At 45.2% G+C, this 13549-nt stretch carries 15 protein-coding genes; 7 read left to right on the top strand and 8 right to left on the bottom strand.

Annotated features, from left to right (window positions below; genetic code table 11):
* Positions 1–185: 185 nt before the first annotated feature.
* From QH73_RS14345 to QH73_RS28195, 3 genes are all read left to right on the top strand, one after another.
* A complete protein-coding gene (locus QH73_RS14345; protein WP_039713256.1) occupies positions 186–611 on the top strand; it encodes a hypothetical protein in 426 nt (141 codons plus the stop codon).
* Positions 612–667: 56 nt separating this feature from the next.
* Entirely contained in the window at positions 668–955 is a 288-nt protein-coding gene (locus QH73_RS14340; protein WP_039713257.1) for a Mo-dependent nitrogenase C-terminal domain-containing protein, read from the top strand.
* A gap of 144 nt (positions 956–1099) precedes the next feature.
* Entirely contained in the window at positions 1100–1459 is a 360-nt protein-coding gene (locus QH73_RS28195; RefSeq protein ID WP_236147012.1) for a hypothetical protein, read from the top strand.
* Positions 1460–1482: 23 nt separating this feature from the next.
* On the opposite strand, the gene QH73_RS14330 is transcribed toward QH73_RS28195, so the two are convergent.
* The 3 genes from QH73_RS14330 to QH73_RS14320 all read right to left on the bottom strand — a co-directional run bounded on the left by QH73_RS14330 (position 1483) and on the right by QH73_RS14320 (position 3962).
* Positions 1483–2883 (bottom strand): aminopeptidase P family protein, encoded by a 1401-nt coding sequence (locus tag QH73_RS14330; protein WP_039713258.1) that lies wholly within the window; start codon positions 2881–2883, stop codon positions 1483–1485.
* A 92-nt stretch (positions 2884–2975) separates the two neighbouring features.
* Positions 2976–3200: a hypothetical protein gene (locus tag QH73_RS14325; RefSeq protein WP_039713259.1), complete on the bottom strand. Its 225-nt coding sequence runs from the start codon at positions 3198–3200 to the stop codon at positions 2976–2978.
* Positions 3201–3341: 141 nt separating this feature from the next.
* Complete coding sequence (locus QH73_RS14320; protein WP_039713260.1) at positions 3342–3962, bottom strand: TetR/AcrR family transcriptional regulator; 621 nt, start codon at positions 3960–3962, stop codon at positions 3342–3344.
* A gap of 130 nt (positions 3963–4092) precedes the next feature.
* Between QH73_RS14320 and QH73_RS14315 the strand changes: the two genes are divergently transcribed.
* The 3 genes from QH73_RS14315 to QH73_RS14295 all read left to right on the top strand — a co-directional run bounded on the left by QH73_RS14315 (position 4093) and on the right by QH73_RS14295 (position 7433).
* Positions 4093–5820, top strand: coding sequence for a M16 family metallopeptidase (locus QH73_RS14315; RefSeq protein ID WP_039713261.1), 1728 nt, complete (start codon positions 4093–4095; stop codon positions 5818–5820).
* Between the two features lie 4 nt (positions 5821–5824).
* Entirely contained in the window at positions 5825–6664 is an 840-nt protein-coding gene (locus QH73_RS27795; RefSeq protein WP_201278144.1) for a hypothetical protein, read from the top strand.
* 109 nt (positions 6665–6773) lie between these two features.
* The gene (locus QH73_RS14295; RefSeq protein WP_132867038.1) at positions 6774–7433 is read left to right on the top strand and encodes a hypothetical protein; all 660 of its coding nucleotides are present in this window, start codon (positions 6774–6776) and stop codon (positions 7431–7433) included.
* Here the strand turns inward: QH73_RS14295 and QH73_RS14290 are convergent.
* A complete protein-coding gene (locus QH73_RS14290) occupies positions 7430–8152 on the bottom strand; it encodes a glutathione S-transferase N-terminal domain-containing protein (RefSeq protein ID WP_236147011.1) in 723 nt (240 codons plus the stop codon). The two genes, QH73_RS14295 and QH73_RS14290, sit on opposite strands and share 4 nt — an antisense overlap.
* A 290-nt stretch (positions 8153–8442) precedes the next feature.
* The gene (locus tag QH73_RS14285) at positions 8443–10050 is read right to left on the bottom strand and encodes an alkaline phosphatase D family protein (RefSeq protein ID WP_039714456.1); all 1608 of its coding nucleotides are present in this window, start codon (positions 10048–10050) and stop codon (positions 8443–8445) included.
* Between the two features lie 539 nt (positions 10051–10589).
* On the opposite strand from QH73_RS14285, the gene QH73_RS14280 reads away from it, so the two are divergent.
* Positions 10590–11057: a hypothetical protein gene (locus QH73_RS14280; RefSeq protein ID WP_039713263.1), complete on the top strand. Its 468-nt coding sequence runs from the start codon at positions 10590–10592 to the stop codon at positions 11055–11057.
* Between the two features lie 114 nt (positions 11058–11171).
* Here QH73_RS14280 and QH73_RS14275 read toward each other — a convergent pair whose 3' ends face one another.
* The 3 genes from QH73_RS14275 to QH73_RS14265 are packed head-to-tail and all read right to left on the bottom strand — an operon-like array spanning position 11172 to position 13529.
* A complete protein-coding gene (locus tag QH73_RS14275; RefSeq protein WP_236147010.1) occupies positions 11172–11624 on the bottom strand; it encodes a DUF6644 family protein in 453 nt (150 codons plus the stop codon).
* Positions 11625–11628: 4 nt separating this feature from the next.
* Positions 11629–12132 (bottom strand): DUF6152 family protein, encoded by a 504-nt coding sequence (locus QH73_RS14270; protein WP_052289733.1) that lies wholly within the window; start codon positions 12130–12132, stop codon positions 11629–11631.
* 20 nt (positions 12133–12152) lie between these two features.
* Positions 12153–13529: a lactonase family protein gene (locus tag QH73_RS14265; RefSeq protein ID WP_052289734.1), complete on the bottom strand. Its 1377-nt coding sequence runs from the start codon at positions 13527–13529 to the stop codon at positions 12153–12155.
* Positions 13530–13549 lie beyond the last annotated feature (20 nt).

Raw genomic sequence — 13549 nt, 5'->3', positions numbered from 1 at the left:
GAGTTCTCCATTTTTTCACTCTAACTTCAAGATAGAGCTAACCGATCCTGACTCGATCTCAGATTGAATGACTCAATCGGGTACAAAGATCGTTCGCAGCTCCTACTGACTGAAAATTTCAAACTCTAGTGCAGTGCTGGTAGCAAGCCGGAGAGATAGATAACTCAGATGGAGGGATATTTATCGTGTACAACATCGATCGCACAGAAGAATTTGATTCAAGCGTTGCTTTACTCGTTGATATTTTCAAACTAAAAAACAAGACAATTGTAGAATCTTGCCGCAAGACTTTTATTGCTCTATTTGGTTCTGACTACACAACAGACTTGATGACAGCAGCAGTCTTTCAATTAGCTGCAACTGATGCCGATACTTGCCACTGGACTTTACACACTTTTTACGAGTTAGATGCTTGTCTCAAATTAATAGAAGGAGTTTTTGAGTTCGCCATTCAAAAATTGATTGGCTTGGGTTTTATTCTAGGTCGAGATTTCAGCGCCAATGCCAACGGAGAACTTTTGCTTAATCGAGTAGCTAAGATAGCTTTGTTAGAGAATATTTCAGATGCAGATTGGAACTTTCTAAAAGAGATTCTGCAAGTTATTGAATAGCTATAATAAAAATATTAACCAATAAAAATCAAAGTTCAAGGCTAGTTATTTGAAGTATGAACGTTTCAAGATTACATCGCTCTCAAATCGATTTATTCCTACCAATTCGCCAGTGGCTTGAATCGATACAAATTGTTGACTCTGGCATAGCGCGCCTAGTGTGTCAAGTTATTCCTGCTCGTTGTCCGTTCGAGCGCAAAATTCAACTATTTAACCGCACCTTACTGTATATTCCACCGCTGTGCAAGCTAAATCCTCTCTACGAGCAATTAGTTGAACTGCGCTACAAATCCTTATGTTATTTAGCAGATGAATGCGGTGAAGATGTCACTAGTTACTGCTAAAGATTAGAGTTCGAGCTGCTTTGCGATCGCAACGGTTTGCCATTTGGACAAATCGCCTGTGCCAAAACTAAATTGAACGAAAAATTAGAGTTAGTTTCTCTAGAATTAGATGCCAATGATTCGTTAAAACGAGGGAAAAATTAAATGACTAACACTCTGGTAAAAACTCGAGACAAGGCGAGCAAAAAACAGGCGATCGCACCTCAATCACAGCCAATACAACCCGCTAGCAATCGCTACAGAAAACGCATAGATAAGAAAATTGCTGCCCGCACTGAAGAAATTTCGTTGAACTTATCAAGCTCGATCTCCATGGCAATACCGAAGTTTTGCAAACACCAAATAGTTCATTTCATCGGTGGTACAGGCACGATTAAGGGTCGTAGAGCCAGTGCTGGAGCATGGTTGTATACCATAGAAATGGCTCAAGGTCCAGAGCCAGAAATGGGAGGAATTGGCAGTGAAACGATTATCTTGCTATACGAAGCAGATCTCCAGAGCTAGAGAACTAGATAATGCTGCTGGCGCTAACTATAAGCAGCCTCCAAACGGGACAAGTCCCCCTGAACCAAAGCCTCCACTGCTTCCGCTTCAGTCGGTAATTCCGCTGTCAAGACTTCCCTACCCGTTTCGGTAACTAACACGTCGTCCTCGATCCGAATGCCGCGCACGTCGGTAAATTGAGCTAAACGTTCCCAATTCACAACATCGCGATACTTCTCAGCGCGATCGCGATCGGTTAAAATTGCCGGGACTTGATAAAACCCTGGTTCGATCGTCACTAACATCCCAGGACGGAGAGGACGATTCAACCGTAAATAATTTAACCCAAAGCGATCGCTACGTTTGCGCCCTTCCTCATATCCAGCAATATCGCCTAAATCTTCCATATCGTGGACATCTAAACCCAATAAATGCCCGATACCGTGGGGAAAAAATAGGGCATGAGCATCCATTTCGACTAAATCTTCCGGCTGACCGCGCAAAATGCCTAAATCGACCAAACCTTGAGCAATAACTATCGCCGCTAATAAATGTATGTCTCGATACTCTACGCCGGGACAAATTTTTGCAATACAAGCATCGTGCGCCGCCAACACCACATCGTAAATCGCCCGTTGAGTGGCTGAGAATTGCCCAGATACAGCCCAAGTGCGGGTGACATCCGCCGCCCAACCCGTAGATGTTTCTGCCCCTACATCCACTAGTAACAAGTCTCCCAACTGCAACGGGTGATGATAGCGATCGTTATGTAACACCTCTCCATGCACCGTCACAATACTGGTATAGGCACAGCTCATGTTATTGGCAAGAATGACGTGTTCCATCGTTGCCCGCACGTCCGCTTCCCATGAAGCGTTAGTTGTCACTGCCATACCAGCAATATGAGCTTGTACCGTCACGTCAGCAGCTTGCCGTAATTGAGTTAAGGCAGCGCGATCGTGATTGAGCCGCAGTGCTACAATTGCTTGAGCTAAATCCAAATCAATGCCTTGCAATACCTTAGCTGGTGAAATTGGACGGTTAAGGATGCGAGACTGTTGGAGAGCCGTCATAGTATCTTGTGCGGCAATAGTTGCTGCCCCCACAGCGCGAGATTCCAACTCGCTCATGGGTAAAGCTGCATCTGCACCAATCTGAGTCGCAATATCCTTTCTGCTGGGCATTTCTCCATGCCAGAGGGCGCTTTCTGGTTTGGGATCGTCTACAAATAAGGTCATTTTTCCCCCTTCTAGACGAATCGCAGCCATTTCCAGGGGAATGCCAGCAAAATAGAGAAAGTGACTGCTGGCACGAAAAGGAAAGCAATTAGCAGGAAAATTACGCGCGCTACTGCGTCCCGACCATAATACAACTGGTACATCAAGGCGATCTGCTAGTTGCTGTCGCCGCTGCCGCAGAGTTTCAACTTCAGTGTCATGAGTCATTGAAAAGTGAGTCGTAAGTCGTAAGTCGTAAGTCGTAAGTCGTAAGTCAAAACAAATGACAAATGACTAATGACGAATAACCAATGACAAATTCAGTCATCATCTTGGTTATCTGCGTTGGGCGCTTCGTTGTCCTCATCATCGCCGTCTGCTTCATTCTCGTTGTCTTCTTCTACATCCTCGTTCGTGTCTCTGACTCTTTCATCTCCACTAGGAGTACAGCTAACAAGTCCGCCTGCTACGCTCAGCAAAACAATAACACTTAGTAAACTTCCGATCGCCGCTCTAGGGTTCAACCATTTACTTAGGTCTTTCATTCGCAACCTCCGAGGCGTAGAACACATCAATATTTAATTATTAACAAGATTTTAATATCTTGCGTTCATCTATGGAACTGGTTAACAGTTGACGGTTAACTGTCAACTGTTAACCGTCAACTGTCAACCAACAACTAACAACTATCCATGACCCTTCACTAAAACCCCGTTGAGAAAAATATCTGCGAGTCCTTCCGCCATTTCTTTCATTTGTTGGGGTGAGGCATTGGGTTCCATTAACGTGTTGTGACTAAAACCAGAGATGGCAAACATGCCTAAAAATACTTGGGCGACAAGCCGAGGATTCATCGGGCGGTAAATACCGCGCTCCATCGCTGTTTGAAAGAAAGCCTCGGCTACATCCGTCATTTTGGCAATTACCTCAGATTGGACGCGATCGCGCAAATCTGGGTGAAATTGGGCTTCCATGAAGCAAACCCGCATCAAATCGGCATTTTTCTGAAAATTCCACATTCGCCGCTGCATCACTTGTGCTACAGCCTTGTAGCTACCCATTTCGCTCAGTTCTGTCAGCAGATCGGTGAGAATTTCTACCCAACCTTGGGTTGCTACTTCTACCAAAATTGCTTTTTTATTAGAAAAGTGACGAAACAGCGTACCTTCCGCCACACCAGCAGCTTGTGCTAAGTCGCGGGTTGTCGTACCGTCGAACCCTTGACGCGCGAACAATCGCTGCGCCGCTTGTAAAATGCGATCGCGAGAAGAATCTGCTGGCTGTGAAGCACGGTTGAAAACTTGCATAGAAGGTAATTATGGTTGTATCGATGTTAATACAACTTGTAGGGACATTCTCTTACATCCAGCTGCACAACTGGCAAACTTTAATAGATCGTTAATAGATCTATCTCGTACGCACAATTGAGTCCAATATATGATGCATCAGATCGTACATTTTATCCGCTCAATTTTATCTGCATTTAAGATCTGGCAACGCTTGCTTGCCATATTAACAATTGTAACTATCTTGTTTTGGGTTGTTTGTTCGGAAACAGCTTTAGCTGATTCAGTTATCAGTTATCAGTTATCAGTTATCAGTGAGAAAGGCGAGAGGCAAGAGGCGAGAGGCGATTTCTCTGCCACTCTCCCACTCTCCCACTCTTCCTTGTCTTTTTTGTCCCCCTTGTCCCTTCTTACCCCGACTCCCGACTCCCGACTCCCGACTCCCCCTTCTAAGTCAATCCAACCTTATTACCAGCGGGTGAGCCAGGATTTAACTGAATTTCGTCTCAGTAATGGGATGAAGTTTATTGTCTTGGAACGCCATCAAGCCCCAGTCGTATCTTTTCTGACCTATGCTGATGTGGGTGGAGTTGACGAACCAGTAGGTAAGACGGGTGTGGCTCACTTTTTGGAGCATTTGGCATTTAAAGGCACGACGCGGATCGGTACGCGAGACTACACCGTAGAAAAACCACTGTTAGAACAATTAGACAAATTAGCAGCAGAAATTACCGCAGCTAAAGTAGCGAAAAAAGAGGCAGAAGTTACCAAATTACAAGCGCAATTTGAGCGAGTAGAAGCTGAAGCAGCCCAGTTAGTCAAACAAAATGAGTTAGGGCAAATTGTCGAACAAGCTGGTGGCGTAGGTTTAAATGCCAACACTTCGACAGAAGCAACGCGGTATTTTTACAGCTTTCCCGCTAACAAACTAGAAATGTGGATGTCGTTGGAGTCAGAACGTTTTCTCGAACCCGTATTTCGCGAATTTTACAAAGAAAAAGATGTCATTTTAGAAGAACGACGGCTGCGGGTAGAAAATTCACCCATCGGACAAATGGTGGAAAAGTTTCTCGATACTGCTTATCAAGTCCATCCTTACAAGCGTCCTGTTATCGGTTACGAACAAGATATTCGCAACTTAACACGGGATGACGTACAGCAGTTTTTCGATACTTATTACATACCAAGTCAATTAACGATCGCAATTGTCGGTGATGTGAATCCCCAACAGGTAAAACAGCTAGCTCAAGTTTATTTTGGACGCTATCGCGCCAAGGCTGCTCCTCCCAAGTTGACAACAGTAGAACCAAAACAGCAAAAAACGCGAGAAGTAACGCTCAAACTAACGACTCAACCTTGGTATTTAGAAGGCTATCACTGCCCCGCGATTAACGATCCAGATTATGTGGTTTATGAAACGATTGGCAGATTGTTGAGTAACGGACGGACATCGCGGCTCTATCAATCTTTAGTAGAGAAGCAACGTTTAGCTTTGTCAGCTCAAGGTAGCAGTGGATTTCCCGGTAATAAGTATGAAAATTTAATGCTATTTTATGTTTTAACAGCTCCAGGGCATACAGTTGATGAAGTGGGAACAGCAATGAGAAAAGAAATCGATCGCCTTAAAACCGAACCAGTTTCAGCGATGGAATTGGAGCGAGTCAAAACACAAGCTAAAGCAGATTTATTGCGATCGCTCGACTCAAATATGGGGATGGCACAGTTGTTGTTAGAGTACGAAGTCAAAACAGGTTCCTGGCAAAATTTATTTAAAGAACTAGAAGCGATCGCTCAGGTATCGTCAGCCGATATTCAACGAGTTGCACGACAAACTTTCATCCCCAAAAATCGCACGGTCGGGCGGTTATTATCTTCTTAAAAAAGTGGTGCGTGGTGCGTGGTACGTGGTGCGTGAAAATACTGCCGACCTTACTTCTCACCAACTACCAACTACCAACTACCAACTACCAACTACCAACTACCAACTACCAATTTACATGGACAAACTACAAAAATTACTGCAAGATGACCTTCCCCGCCTGGGTACGTACTTTTTAGATATGACAGCGGTACAGGGAGATGGGGTGTTACTCGTCAATTACTACCCTAATGATGCGATCGCCCAAATGGAGGCAAAATTTCTGAAAGCAAGTGTTATTCCCAAATATTCAAGGCAAATGGGATTAGCCGATCTAGTAACGCAATTTGAAGCACACGATCGCCAAACTCAAATGGTGGTGGCTGTGGTTACGCCAGAGACGAAAGGTACGGTAACTATAGAAGTATCGTCTACGCCCCCACCAGCAGCAGAACCCGAAACAGCTAAACCCTCAGCTAAATCAACTACCAAATCCCCAGCTAAATCGACTACCAAGTCTCAAGCCAAGGGGAAAACTTCAACTCGGACAACTGCTAAATCTCCAGCACCAGAACCCGCACCGGAACCAGAAACAGCCAAACCCGAAACAGCTAAACCCTCAGCTAAATCAACTACCAAATCCCCAGCTAAATCGACTACTAAGTCTCAAGCCAAGGGGAAAACTTCAACTCGGACAACTGCTAAATCTCCAGCACCAGAACCCGCGCCAGAACCCGCACCGGAACCAGAAACAGCCAAACCCGAAACAGCCCCACCCCCAGCTAAACCAGCTAAACCAGCTACTAGACACAAAGCAAGGCGCACTCCGCCTCGGACGGCTGCAAGGCGAAGAAAGGCAACTTAGAGTCAACATCCATTTGCTAAACATTCGGCAAATGTTTCCAAAAATTAGCACAAGAACCTGTAAATTTAGCGCTGTAGGATCGTTTGCATAGCTGTAAGCCAGGATGCAAATGACTCTTCACTCATATACGGTAAAGCTGATTTCAGTCGCTTTCGCATTGGCTAGCGTGGGACTGGATACGACAAGAGCGATCGCGCAGACGATATATCCATTTAACGGTAACTATGATACAAAAATTGATATCGTACCGATTGACGAGGAGCTATCTCAATCAATTGAGCTAGCTACGAGTTCCGATCCTGAAGCCCCTTACGGTCTAACTCAGTATGAAGGATTAATCTACGCGCGAACCGATCCTGCAACTGGTGCGCTTAACTTTGATACCAATCCCGCTACGTTTGGCTTACCAGATCTGCCACCAGGTTACATCGTATTTGAGGGAGAAGGAACTGATAACAAGTTGCGGGGAACCGCCACGGCTACGGCTACACTTGACCGTGAAAATCTGACGGGATTTGGTTCCGGTACGCTGACGATTACAGGCGGTGAGGGCATATTTACAGGCGCGACTGGGACGTTAAATTTCACTCAAGTCGATCGCCTCAACCCAGATCCGAACGCTCTTTCGCTTGAGGGTGATGCTGTCATTACTGGCTCAATAGAGACAGTTCCAGAACCAGGAGGTGTTGGAACGCTGGCTGGTGTCGGTGCAATTGGCGCTGGTTTGCTACTGCACCGCCAACGCCAAAAGTTGACCAAAAACACTTAAGACGATCGCCGCCGTCCCTGACCGAATAAAATCGCTCTAGATTCTTCCGTGACAGTTGGCGTAGCGCTGCTAATTTCGTCAGCCCTAGCATAGGCACGTTGCACGGCAGGACGTGCTTTTATGCTCTCAAACCAACGTTTGAGATTGGGAAAGTCATCTAAATTTTGCTGCTGCGTTTCGTAGGGTACGATCCAGGGATAAGCTGCCATATCTGCGATCGAGTAGCTGCCCGTGATAAAAGGTAGATTTGTCAGCCGTTCGTCAAGTACGCCATACAATCGCTCGGTTTCTTTGACATAGCGAGCGATCGCATAAGGAATTTTCTCCGGTGCGTAAGTGACAAAGTGATGGTTTTGTCCCAGCATGGGACCCAATCCACCCATTTGCCAGAACAGCCATTGCATTGTCTCGTAGCGATCGCGTAGGTTATCTGGTAGGAATTTTCCGGTTTTTTCTGCCAAATATTGCAGAATTGCCCCCGACTCAAAGACGCTTATCGGTTCGCCACCATCAGGGGGGTCGCGATCGATAATCGCTGGAATTTTATTATTAGGTGAGATCTTGAGAAATTCTGGGTCGAACTGTTCGCCTTTAGCAATATTGACAGGTTTGATTTCGTAAGGTAGCTCTGCTTCTTCAAGAAAGATGGTAATTTTATGTCCGTTTGGAGTTGTCCAATAGTAGAGTTCGATCGTCATGGCAATTCGCTCGGAATGCATAAACTCTTCGATCGTAACTGGAATTAGTGAGTGGTTGGTAGTTGGTAGTTGGTAGTTGGTAATGGGTAATCGGGTGGTGCGTGGTGCGTGTTGATAGGGTGTGGTGTGTGGGGTGTGGGGTGACAGTGACCAGTGACTCCTGACCAGTGACCAGTTAGTTATTTTATCTCCCCCATCCTCCTCAGCTCCCGATCTCTCCCGATCGCTCCCTCAGCAACCTTGCGCTCTCTTCTCTCCCTTGTCCCCCTTATCCCCCTTGTCCCCCTTGTCCCCTTATCCCCCTTGTCCCCTCAGCTCTCCTCTGGAGGCAAATCCACGCTGTAGAGGGTGTCCCCGGCTAAATTGTGTAGGGTGACGGTCATCACTTCACTGTCGCAATCGATTTTGACCATACCAAAAAACTGTAACCCTTCTGAAGGGGGTCGATTCGGCTTTGTTCCCTCTGGCAAGCTGTTAAATTTCACCTGTGGTCCAAAAGTATTATCTAGCTCGTTAGGTCCAAACGTGCCTGAGTTTAAAGGACCCGCGACAAACTCCCAAAAAGGTTTGAAATCAGTAAATTGAGCTTTGCTAGGGTCGTAGTAGTGAGCGGCAGCATAATGTACGTCCGCTGTCAACCAAACGACATTGCGGATATTTTGCCGTTGGATGAACTGAAACAAATCTGCAAACTCTAGTTCTCTCCCTAGAGGAACGCCATTATCGCCATTTGATAGCGCTTCATAGGCTGTCGTCCCATCTGGAATGACTAACCCGATTGGCATATCGCTAGCAATAACTTTCCAGGTGGCGGTTGAAGTGAGTAATTGTTGCTTTAACCAACTGACTTGAGCTTTACCTAAAAATGCCGTCTCGTCGCTTGCCTCAGTTTGGCGATTTGCCGAGTTTGCGCCTCGATAGCTGCGCTTGTCGAGCATGAAAATGTCGAGCATCGCTCCATACTGAAACGAACGATAAATCCGCTCTGAATCGTTAGGATCGAAGCGAATTGGTTGGTATTCTAGAAAGGCTTGTCTCGCCCGTTCTGCCAGAAGATTCACATCTTTAAGCTGATAACGAGCATCTGTACCGATATCTGTAAGAATCTCGCCTGGATACCAGTTGTTCGTGGTTTCGTGGTCGTCCCACTGAACGAGTTGAGGGACTTCGGCATTGAAGCGGCGGACGTTTTCATCGAGTAGGTTGTAAATATAATTGCCGCGAAACTCAGTCAGCGTTTCTGCTACCTTTGCTTTTTCTGGTGTAGTGATGTTTTTCCAAATGCTACCATCGTCGAGTTTGACTTCAGACAAGATCGGGTTATCAGCGTAAATTGTATCGCCAGAGTGGATGAAAAAGTCTGGATTGAGTTGTCGCATAGTTTCATAGATCTTCATGCCACCAAATTCTGGATTAATTCCCCAGCCTTGTCCGGCTGTATCTCCCCCCCAGACAAATTTAATGTCGCGTTTTTTCGCTGAAGGCGTGCGAAAAGTTCCCGTGACCGGAACGCTAGAAATACTGGAGTTGTTCAAATCCTGAAAAGTGAATCGGTAGAAGATTTGCTCGTCGGTTGGCAGTCCTGATAGGTCAACGCGGACTGTAAAGTCAGTTGCTTCTAAAGCTGGCGCTCCGATAACTCGTCGGACATGGCGAAAATTTTCACTCGTACTGTATTCTACGATCGCGCGGGCGGGGCGATCGCAACGACTCCAAACTACGGCGCGATTGCCTGTAAGATCGCCACTAGCAACTCCATAAGGGATTGTCGGGCGCATTTTGTCTGAGGTCACAATTCCTGGGGCTTGCGCTTTCACTTGTCGAGATGGCGACAACAAACTGGCAGCTACAGCCCCGCTGGTGAAAGCCGAACCAAGCAGAAATGAGCGACGGTTAATGTGTCGCGAGTTGAAATTCATAAATATGTCCTCAATCTCTACAGGAAAAAACAGAAAAATTTTGAAAATCTTAATTTTTGACAAGTCAAAATAGGCTGTTGAACAGATGTAATTCAGCTGCCTTTAAATTTGACGCGATCGCTATTCTGCTAGTAGTTAATGATGAGAAAGTAACTTTGAGAAAAAAAGTTTACGGCAATAATTTATACAAATCTCGCTTCTCAGTCAAGCAGCAAAAATTAACCTTGACTTAACTATTTGATGACGTTAATCATCTATGTGTCAACACAACTCATACTTATGCTCTGCCTTCTCGCGATCGAACTTCTAGCTGTCAAATTTATCTAGAACTCATATTTAATTGAAATCTACGTAGGATGCGTTACGCGATCGTGCTAACGCATCACTCTCAGTTTTTGGTGCGTTACTGTAAATTTTGTCATCCAGTCGGGCATCTTAACTATAGAAGCTATACCAATCGCTCGTACTAGCTTTATCTTTGCTTTCTCATACGCCTGAGAATTTATTAATCTAAGCAAAATTACTCAGAGGATTTTCACATGAATTTGACTGGACTGAAATGGACTAAAAATGTTAAAACCCAAGATGGTAGATATTGGGCTTATAAGGATAAATCTGAATATATTGAACCAGCAGAAAATATTTTTGGTTTAAATTGGAAGTTCAATCAATATGAAAATGCTTGCAAGCCTCAAAAAGACGATTTTATTATTTTAAGACAGCACGCCAGGATAACTCACGTAGTTCGAGTTTTAGATAACGAATTGTACAAAGACTTGACAGCAACAGAATTTAGCCTTTATCGGATGGTAAAAACGGTTTGGATAGCTAATGATTGGCACAATCCACCAACTTACGAGCAAGTCTTCGATCAAAAAATCTTTTTTCCGAGAGATGGAAGAGTTATCAACTTAGAGAGTATGAATGTTTTTCAAGAAAACTGGAATTCAAAATCAGGATTATTAGGTTTTCAAAAACACGTTCAACAATTCCTTCAAATTAATTAGTTATCCTAGAGCTTGCACTGAAGGCAATCGCCGTCAGTGAATGAACTCGCTGGTTTATAGCCCAAGTCGAATAAAGCTGACTAGAATATAATTTGACTGAATTGTCCGCTCGTCTTAAGTGTAGGCAATAAAACGTCCACAAATAACAATCCCCATCCAAGCAAGTAAGGAGATAATGGCAATTGCTTTTACAAAAATTAATTGTTTTACTTGACGTGATGGGGAAAATTTCCAGTGGAATATGACTGCATTTAATAGGGCGATCGCAAGTAGCAGCAGCTTAAATCGAAATGCAGGGTTTACAGCTAATAAAGTTGCTTGCGCCGCAAAAAGCAACAATCCTGACAAGGCTACGATAATAAAACTCATCCGTGCTAACCGCAATAGGTAGCGCACGCTATCAGCAATAGAAAGGCGACGATAATATCCCAGCAATCGCAGATCGAAAATGGCGACGCAGCCAATTAATACGGAAAATCCGAGAATGTGCATCACCTCTAGCCAGGGATAAAACTGTCGTGCGGTTTCGCCAATTGCAGAATACTCCAGCCATTCTAGAATATTCATAGACTCAACTGGAACATCCATTGACTTGATTGGCGGTTTTTGCCCGTGCAACTGTCGTGCCATCAGTTAGACGCGCTAGCAGTACCCTGAGTTGATTTGGCGGTTGGCAATTACGCAACACTACCAACTGAATTGAGTCTCCCACTTGCAAGCGGTCTTGCAAAGGAGCGACCATTGAGGATACAGGAGGAAATTCTACCCGCGATCGCGTGCCCAACAAGTCAGGGGAAACTGTCAATTGCTTTTGAGTATCCGATCCTAATTCACTGGTGGATAACTGGCGAAACTCTGGTGGTACTTCTAGATTTTTGGGCAATTCCACAATTAACGTACTGTGGGGAGATTGCCAACGCACTTGCTGCACGGTTCCTTGTATGTACAGCGGGCGACTGGCATCGTATTCTCCTGTAAAGCCGTGATGGGCTGCGACTTTGGTCACGCTTCCGGCTGAGAATAGCACAATTACAGTAGTTATTCCCAACCGCATCCACTTTTGAGAAAATAGCATGGATTCCTCCTTGACAATTTTTAGGGAATTAACTTGACAATGTGAGCGCCACGCATCACGGGTACTTTGACATCCAGTTGCACTAGCTTGGGTTCTACACCGTCCACCACACGCCAGAAGTCGATCGTTGTCTGTTCTACAAGTCGTTGTGGGTTGAATTGGGCGAAATTTGCTACGGCAAGAAATTGACCGGAAGCATCAAAAGTAATTCCTTCGGGTAAAATGCCTTCAAACGAATACGTGCCTCTAGGGGTAAGAATTCCAGTTTGGCGATCGAAATCGAGTAACGTCAGCGAAGAGTAGTAAGTCAAGCGCGGGTCTTTAGGTGGTAAAAACGAATTTTCCATATTCAGCGATACAACTCGCTGCCCATCGGGACTAATCGCAAATTCCTCCGCCGAAGCGCCTACAGGGGCGGTTGATAAGATGGTATGCGCGACTTTTCCAGCTTGCGGCGTATCGTTAAATGCAATAACTGTTAGTGTCGAATTACCCACGCCGACGTAGAGATCTGCAGTTCCGCCAAACCAATACAAGTTTGTGACGATGAAGTGACGACCATCGGGAGTCCAATGCCCGACAGAGGGAAATTTTCCGGTAATCAGTGGTTCGCCCCAAGCCTCTAGTTTGATGCTGTTGCCTGTAACTCGATACCGCGCAAATCGGGCTGCGTTTTGCATGGCAAAGGTTGCAGCCAAAAAGTTACCACGGGGAGAAAATTCAATATGCAATGGTGCTTCAGTTGCACCAGGAAATTTCATAATCGAGGGTTGACCTAGTTGCCCGTTGCTTTGAATTGGATAGATATAAATATGCTCGTTTTCGTTGCGCGACACACTGACGGCGAGTAACCTACCATCAGGGGATAATGTTGTGGCTTGAGTTCGTCCTCGTACTTGTACTGTTTGCACGATTCGAGGCGAGGAAGGATTAGAAAGATCGATCGCATTGATATTCTGCCCTGGTTGTAGTTGTGTCCTTTGCGTTGCCCCTGGTGGCGGTGGGCGATCGACTTCTGTGACGTAGGCAAAGCGCCCATCTTGAGAAATAGCCAAGTTTGAGGGCCAAGCCGTAACTGCATTAGATACGGGTAAGCGAATTGGATTTAACTCTCGTAAACCATTAGTCAGGGGAATCAGCGATAGTTCGTCTCTCATCTGGGGCGATCGCGCCCCCAAATTATTATCTATGTAAGCCGAAGCTACCATATCGGCATCAGAAAGTACGGCAAGATAGCGCCCTTTAAATTGAAAATAGCTAGGAAAGATTTGACCTGTAAATGCTGAGGCGGTTGTTTTTTGCTCGAAATTGGGACGTTCTTGAGCAATTCCAGTTTTAGCAAATAATCCGATCGCCAAAAGAACAACACAGGCGATCGCCCAAACTTTTCTTCTCATCGACGTATTTCACTTAAATT

Origin of the sequence: Scytonema millei VB511283 (assembly GCF_000817735.3) — a bacterium.
Taxonomy (GTDB): Bacteria; Cyanobacteriota; Cyanobacteriia; order Cyanobacteriales; family Chroococcidiopsidaceae; genus Chroococcidiopsis; species Chroococcidiopsis millei_B.
The sequence above is the reverse complement of the archived record's forward strand: the minus strand, read 5'-3'. Positions and strand labels throughout refer to the sequence as shown.

What these genes read in the sequence shown, in the direction of transcription:
- QH73_RS14340 (WP_039713257.1), top strand. Translation starts at nt 668, where the DNA reads ATGAACGTTTCAAGATTACATCGCTCTCAAATCGATTTATTCCTACCA.
- QH73_RS28195 (WP_236147012.1), top strand. Translation starts at nt 1,100, where the DNA reads ATGACTAACACTCTGGTAAAAACTCGAGACAAGGCGAGCAAAAAACAG.
- QH73_RS14330 (WP_039713258.1), bottom strand. Translation starts at nt 2,883, where the DNA reads ATGACTCATGACACTGAAGTTGAAACTCTGCGGCAGCGGCGACAGCAA.
- QH73_RS14325 (WP_039713259.1), bottom strand. Translation starts at nt 3,200, where the DNA reads ATGAAAGACCTAAGTAAATGGTTGAACCCTAGAGCGGCGATCGGAAGT.
- QH73_RS14320 (WP_039713260.1), bottom strand. Translation starts at nt 3,962, where the DNA reads ATGCAAGTTTTCAACCGTGCTTCACAGCCAGCAGATTCTTCTCGCGAT.
- QH73_RS14315 (WP_039713261.1), top strand. Translation starts at nt 4,093, where the DNA reads ATGATGCATCAGATCGTACATTTTATCCGCTCAATTTTATCTGCATTT.
- QH73_RS14295 (WP_132867038.1), top strand. Translation starts at nt 6,774, where the DNA reads ATGACTCTTCACTCATATACGGTAAAGCTGATTTCAGTCGCTTTCGCA.
- QH73_RS14290 (WP_236147011.1), bottom strand. Translation starts at nt 8,152, where the DNA reads ATGCATTCCGAGCGAATTGCCATGACGATCGAACTCTACTATTGGACA.
- QH73_RS14285 (WP_039714456.1), bottom strand. Translation starts at nt 10,050, where the DNA reads ATGAATTTCAACTCGCGACACATTAACCGTCGCTCATTTCTGCTTGGT.
- QH73_RS14280 (WP_039713263.1), top strand. Translation starts at nt 10,590, where the DNA reads ATGAATTTGACTGGACTGAAATGGACTAAAAATGTTAAAACCCAAGAT.
- QH73_RS14275 (WP_236147010.1), bottom strand. Translation starts at nt 11,624, where the DNA reads ATGAATATTCTAGAATGGCTGGAGTATTCTGCAATTGGCGAAACCGCA.
- QH73_RS14270 (WP_052289733.1), bottom strand. Translation starts at nt 12,132, where the DNA reads ATGCTATTTTCTCAAAAGTGGATGCGGTTGGGAATAACTACTGTAATT.
- QH73_RS14265 (WP_052289734.1), bottom strand. Translation starts at nt 13,529, where the DNA reads ATGAGAAGAAAAGTTTGGGCGATCGCCTGTGTTGTTCTTTTGGCGATC.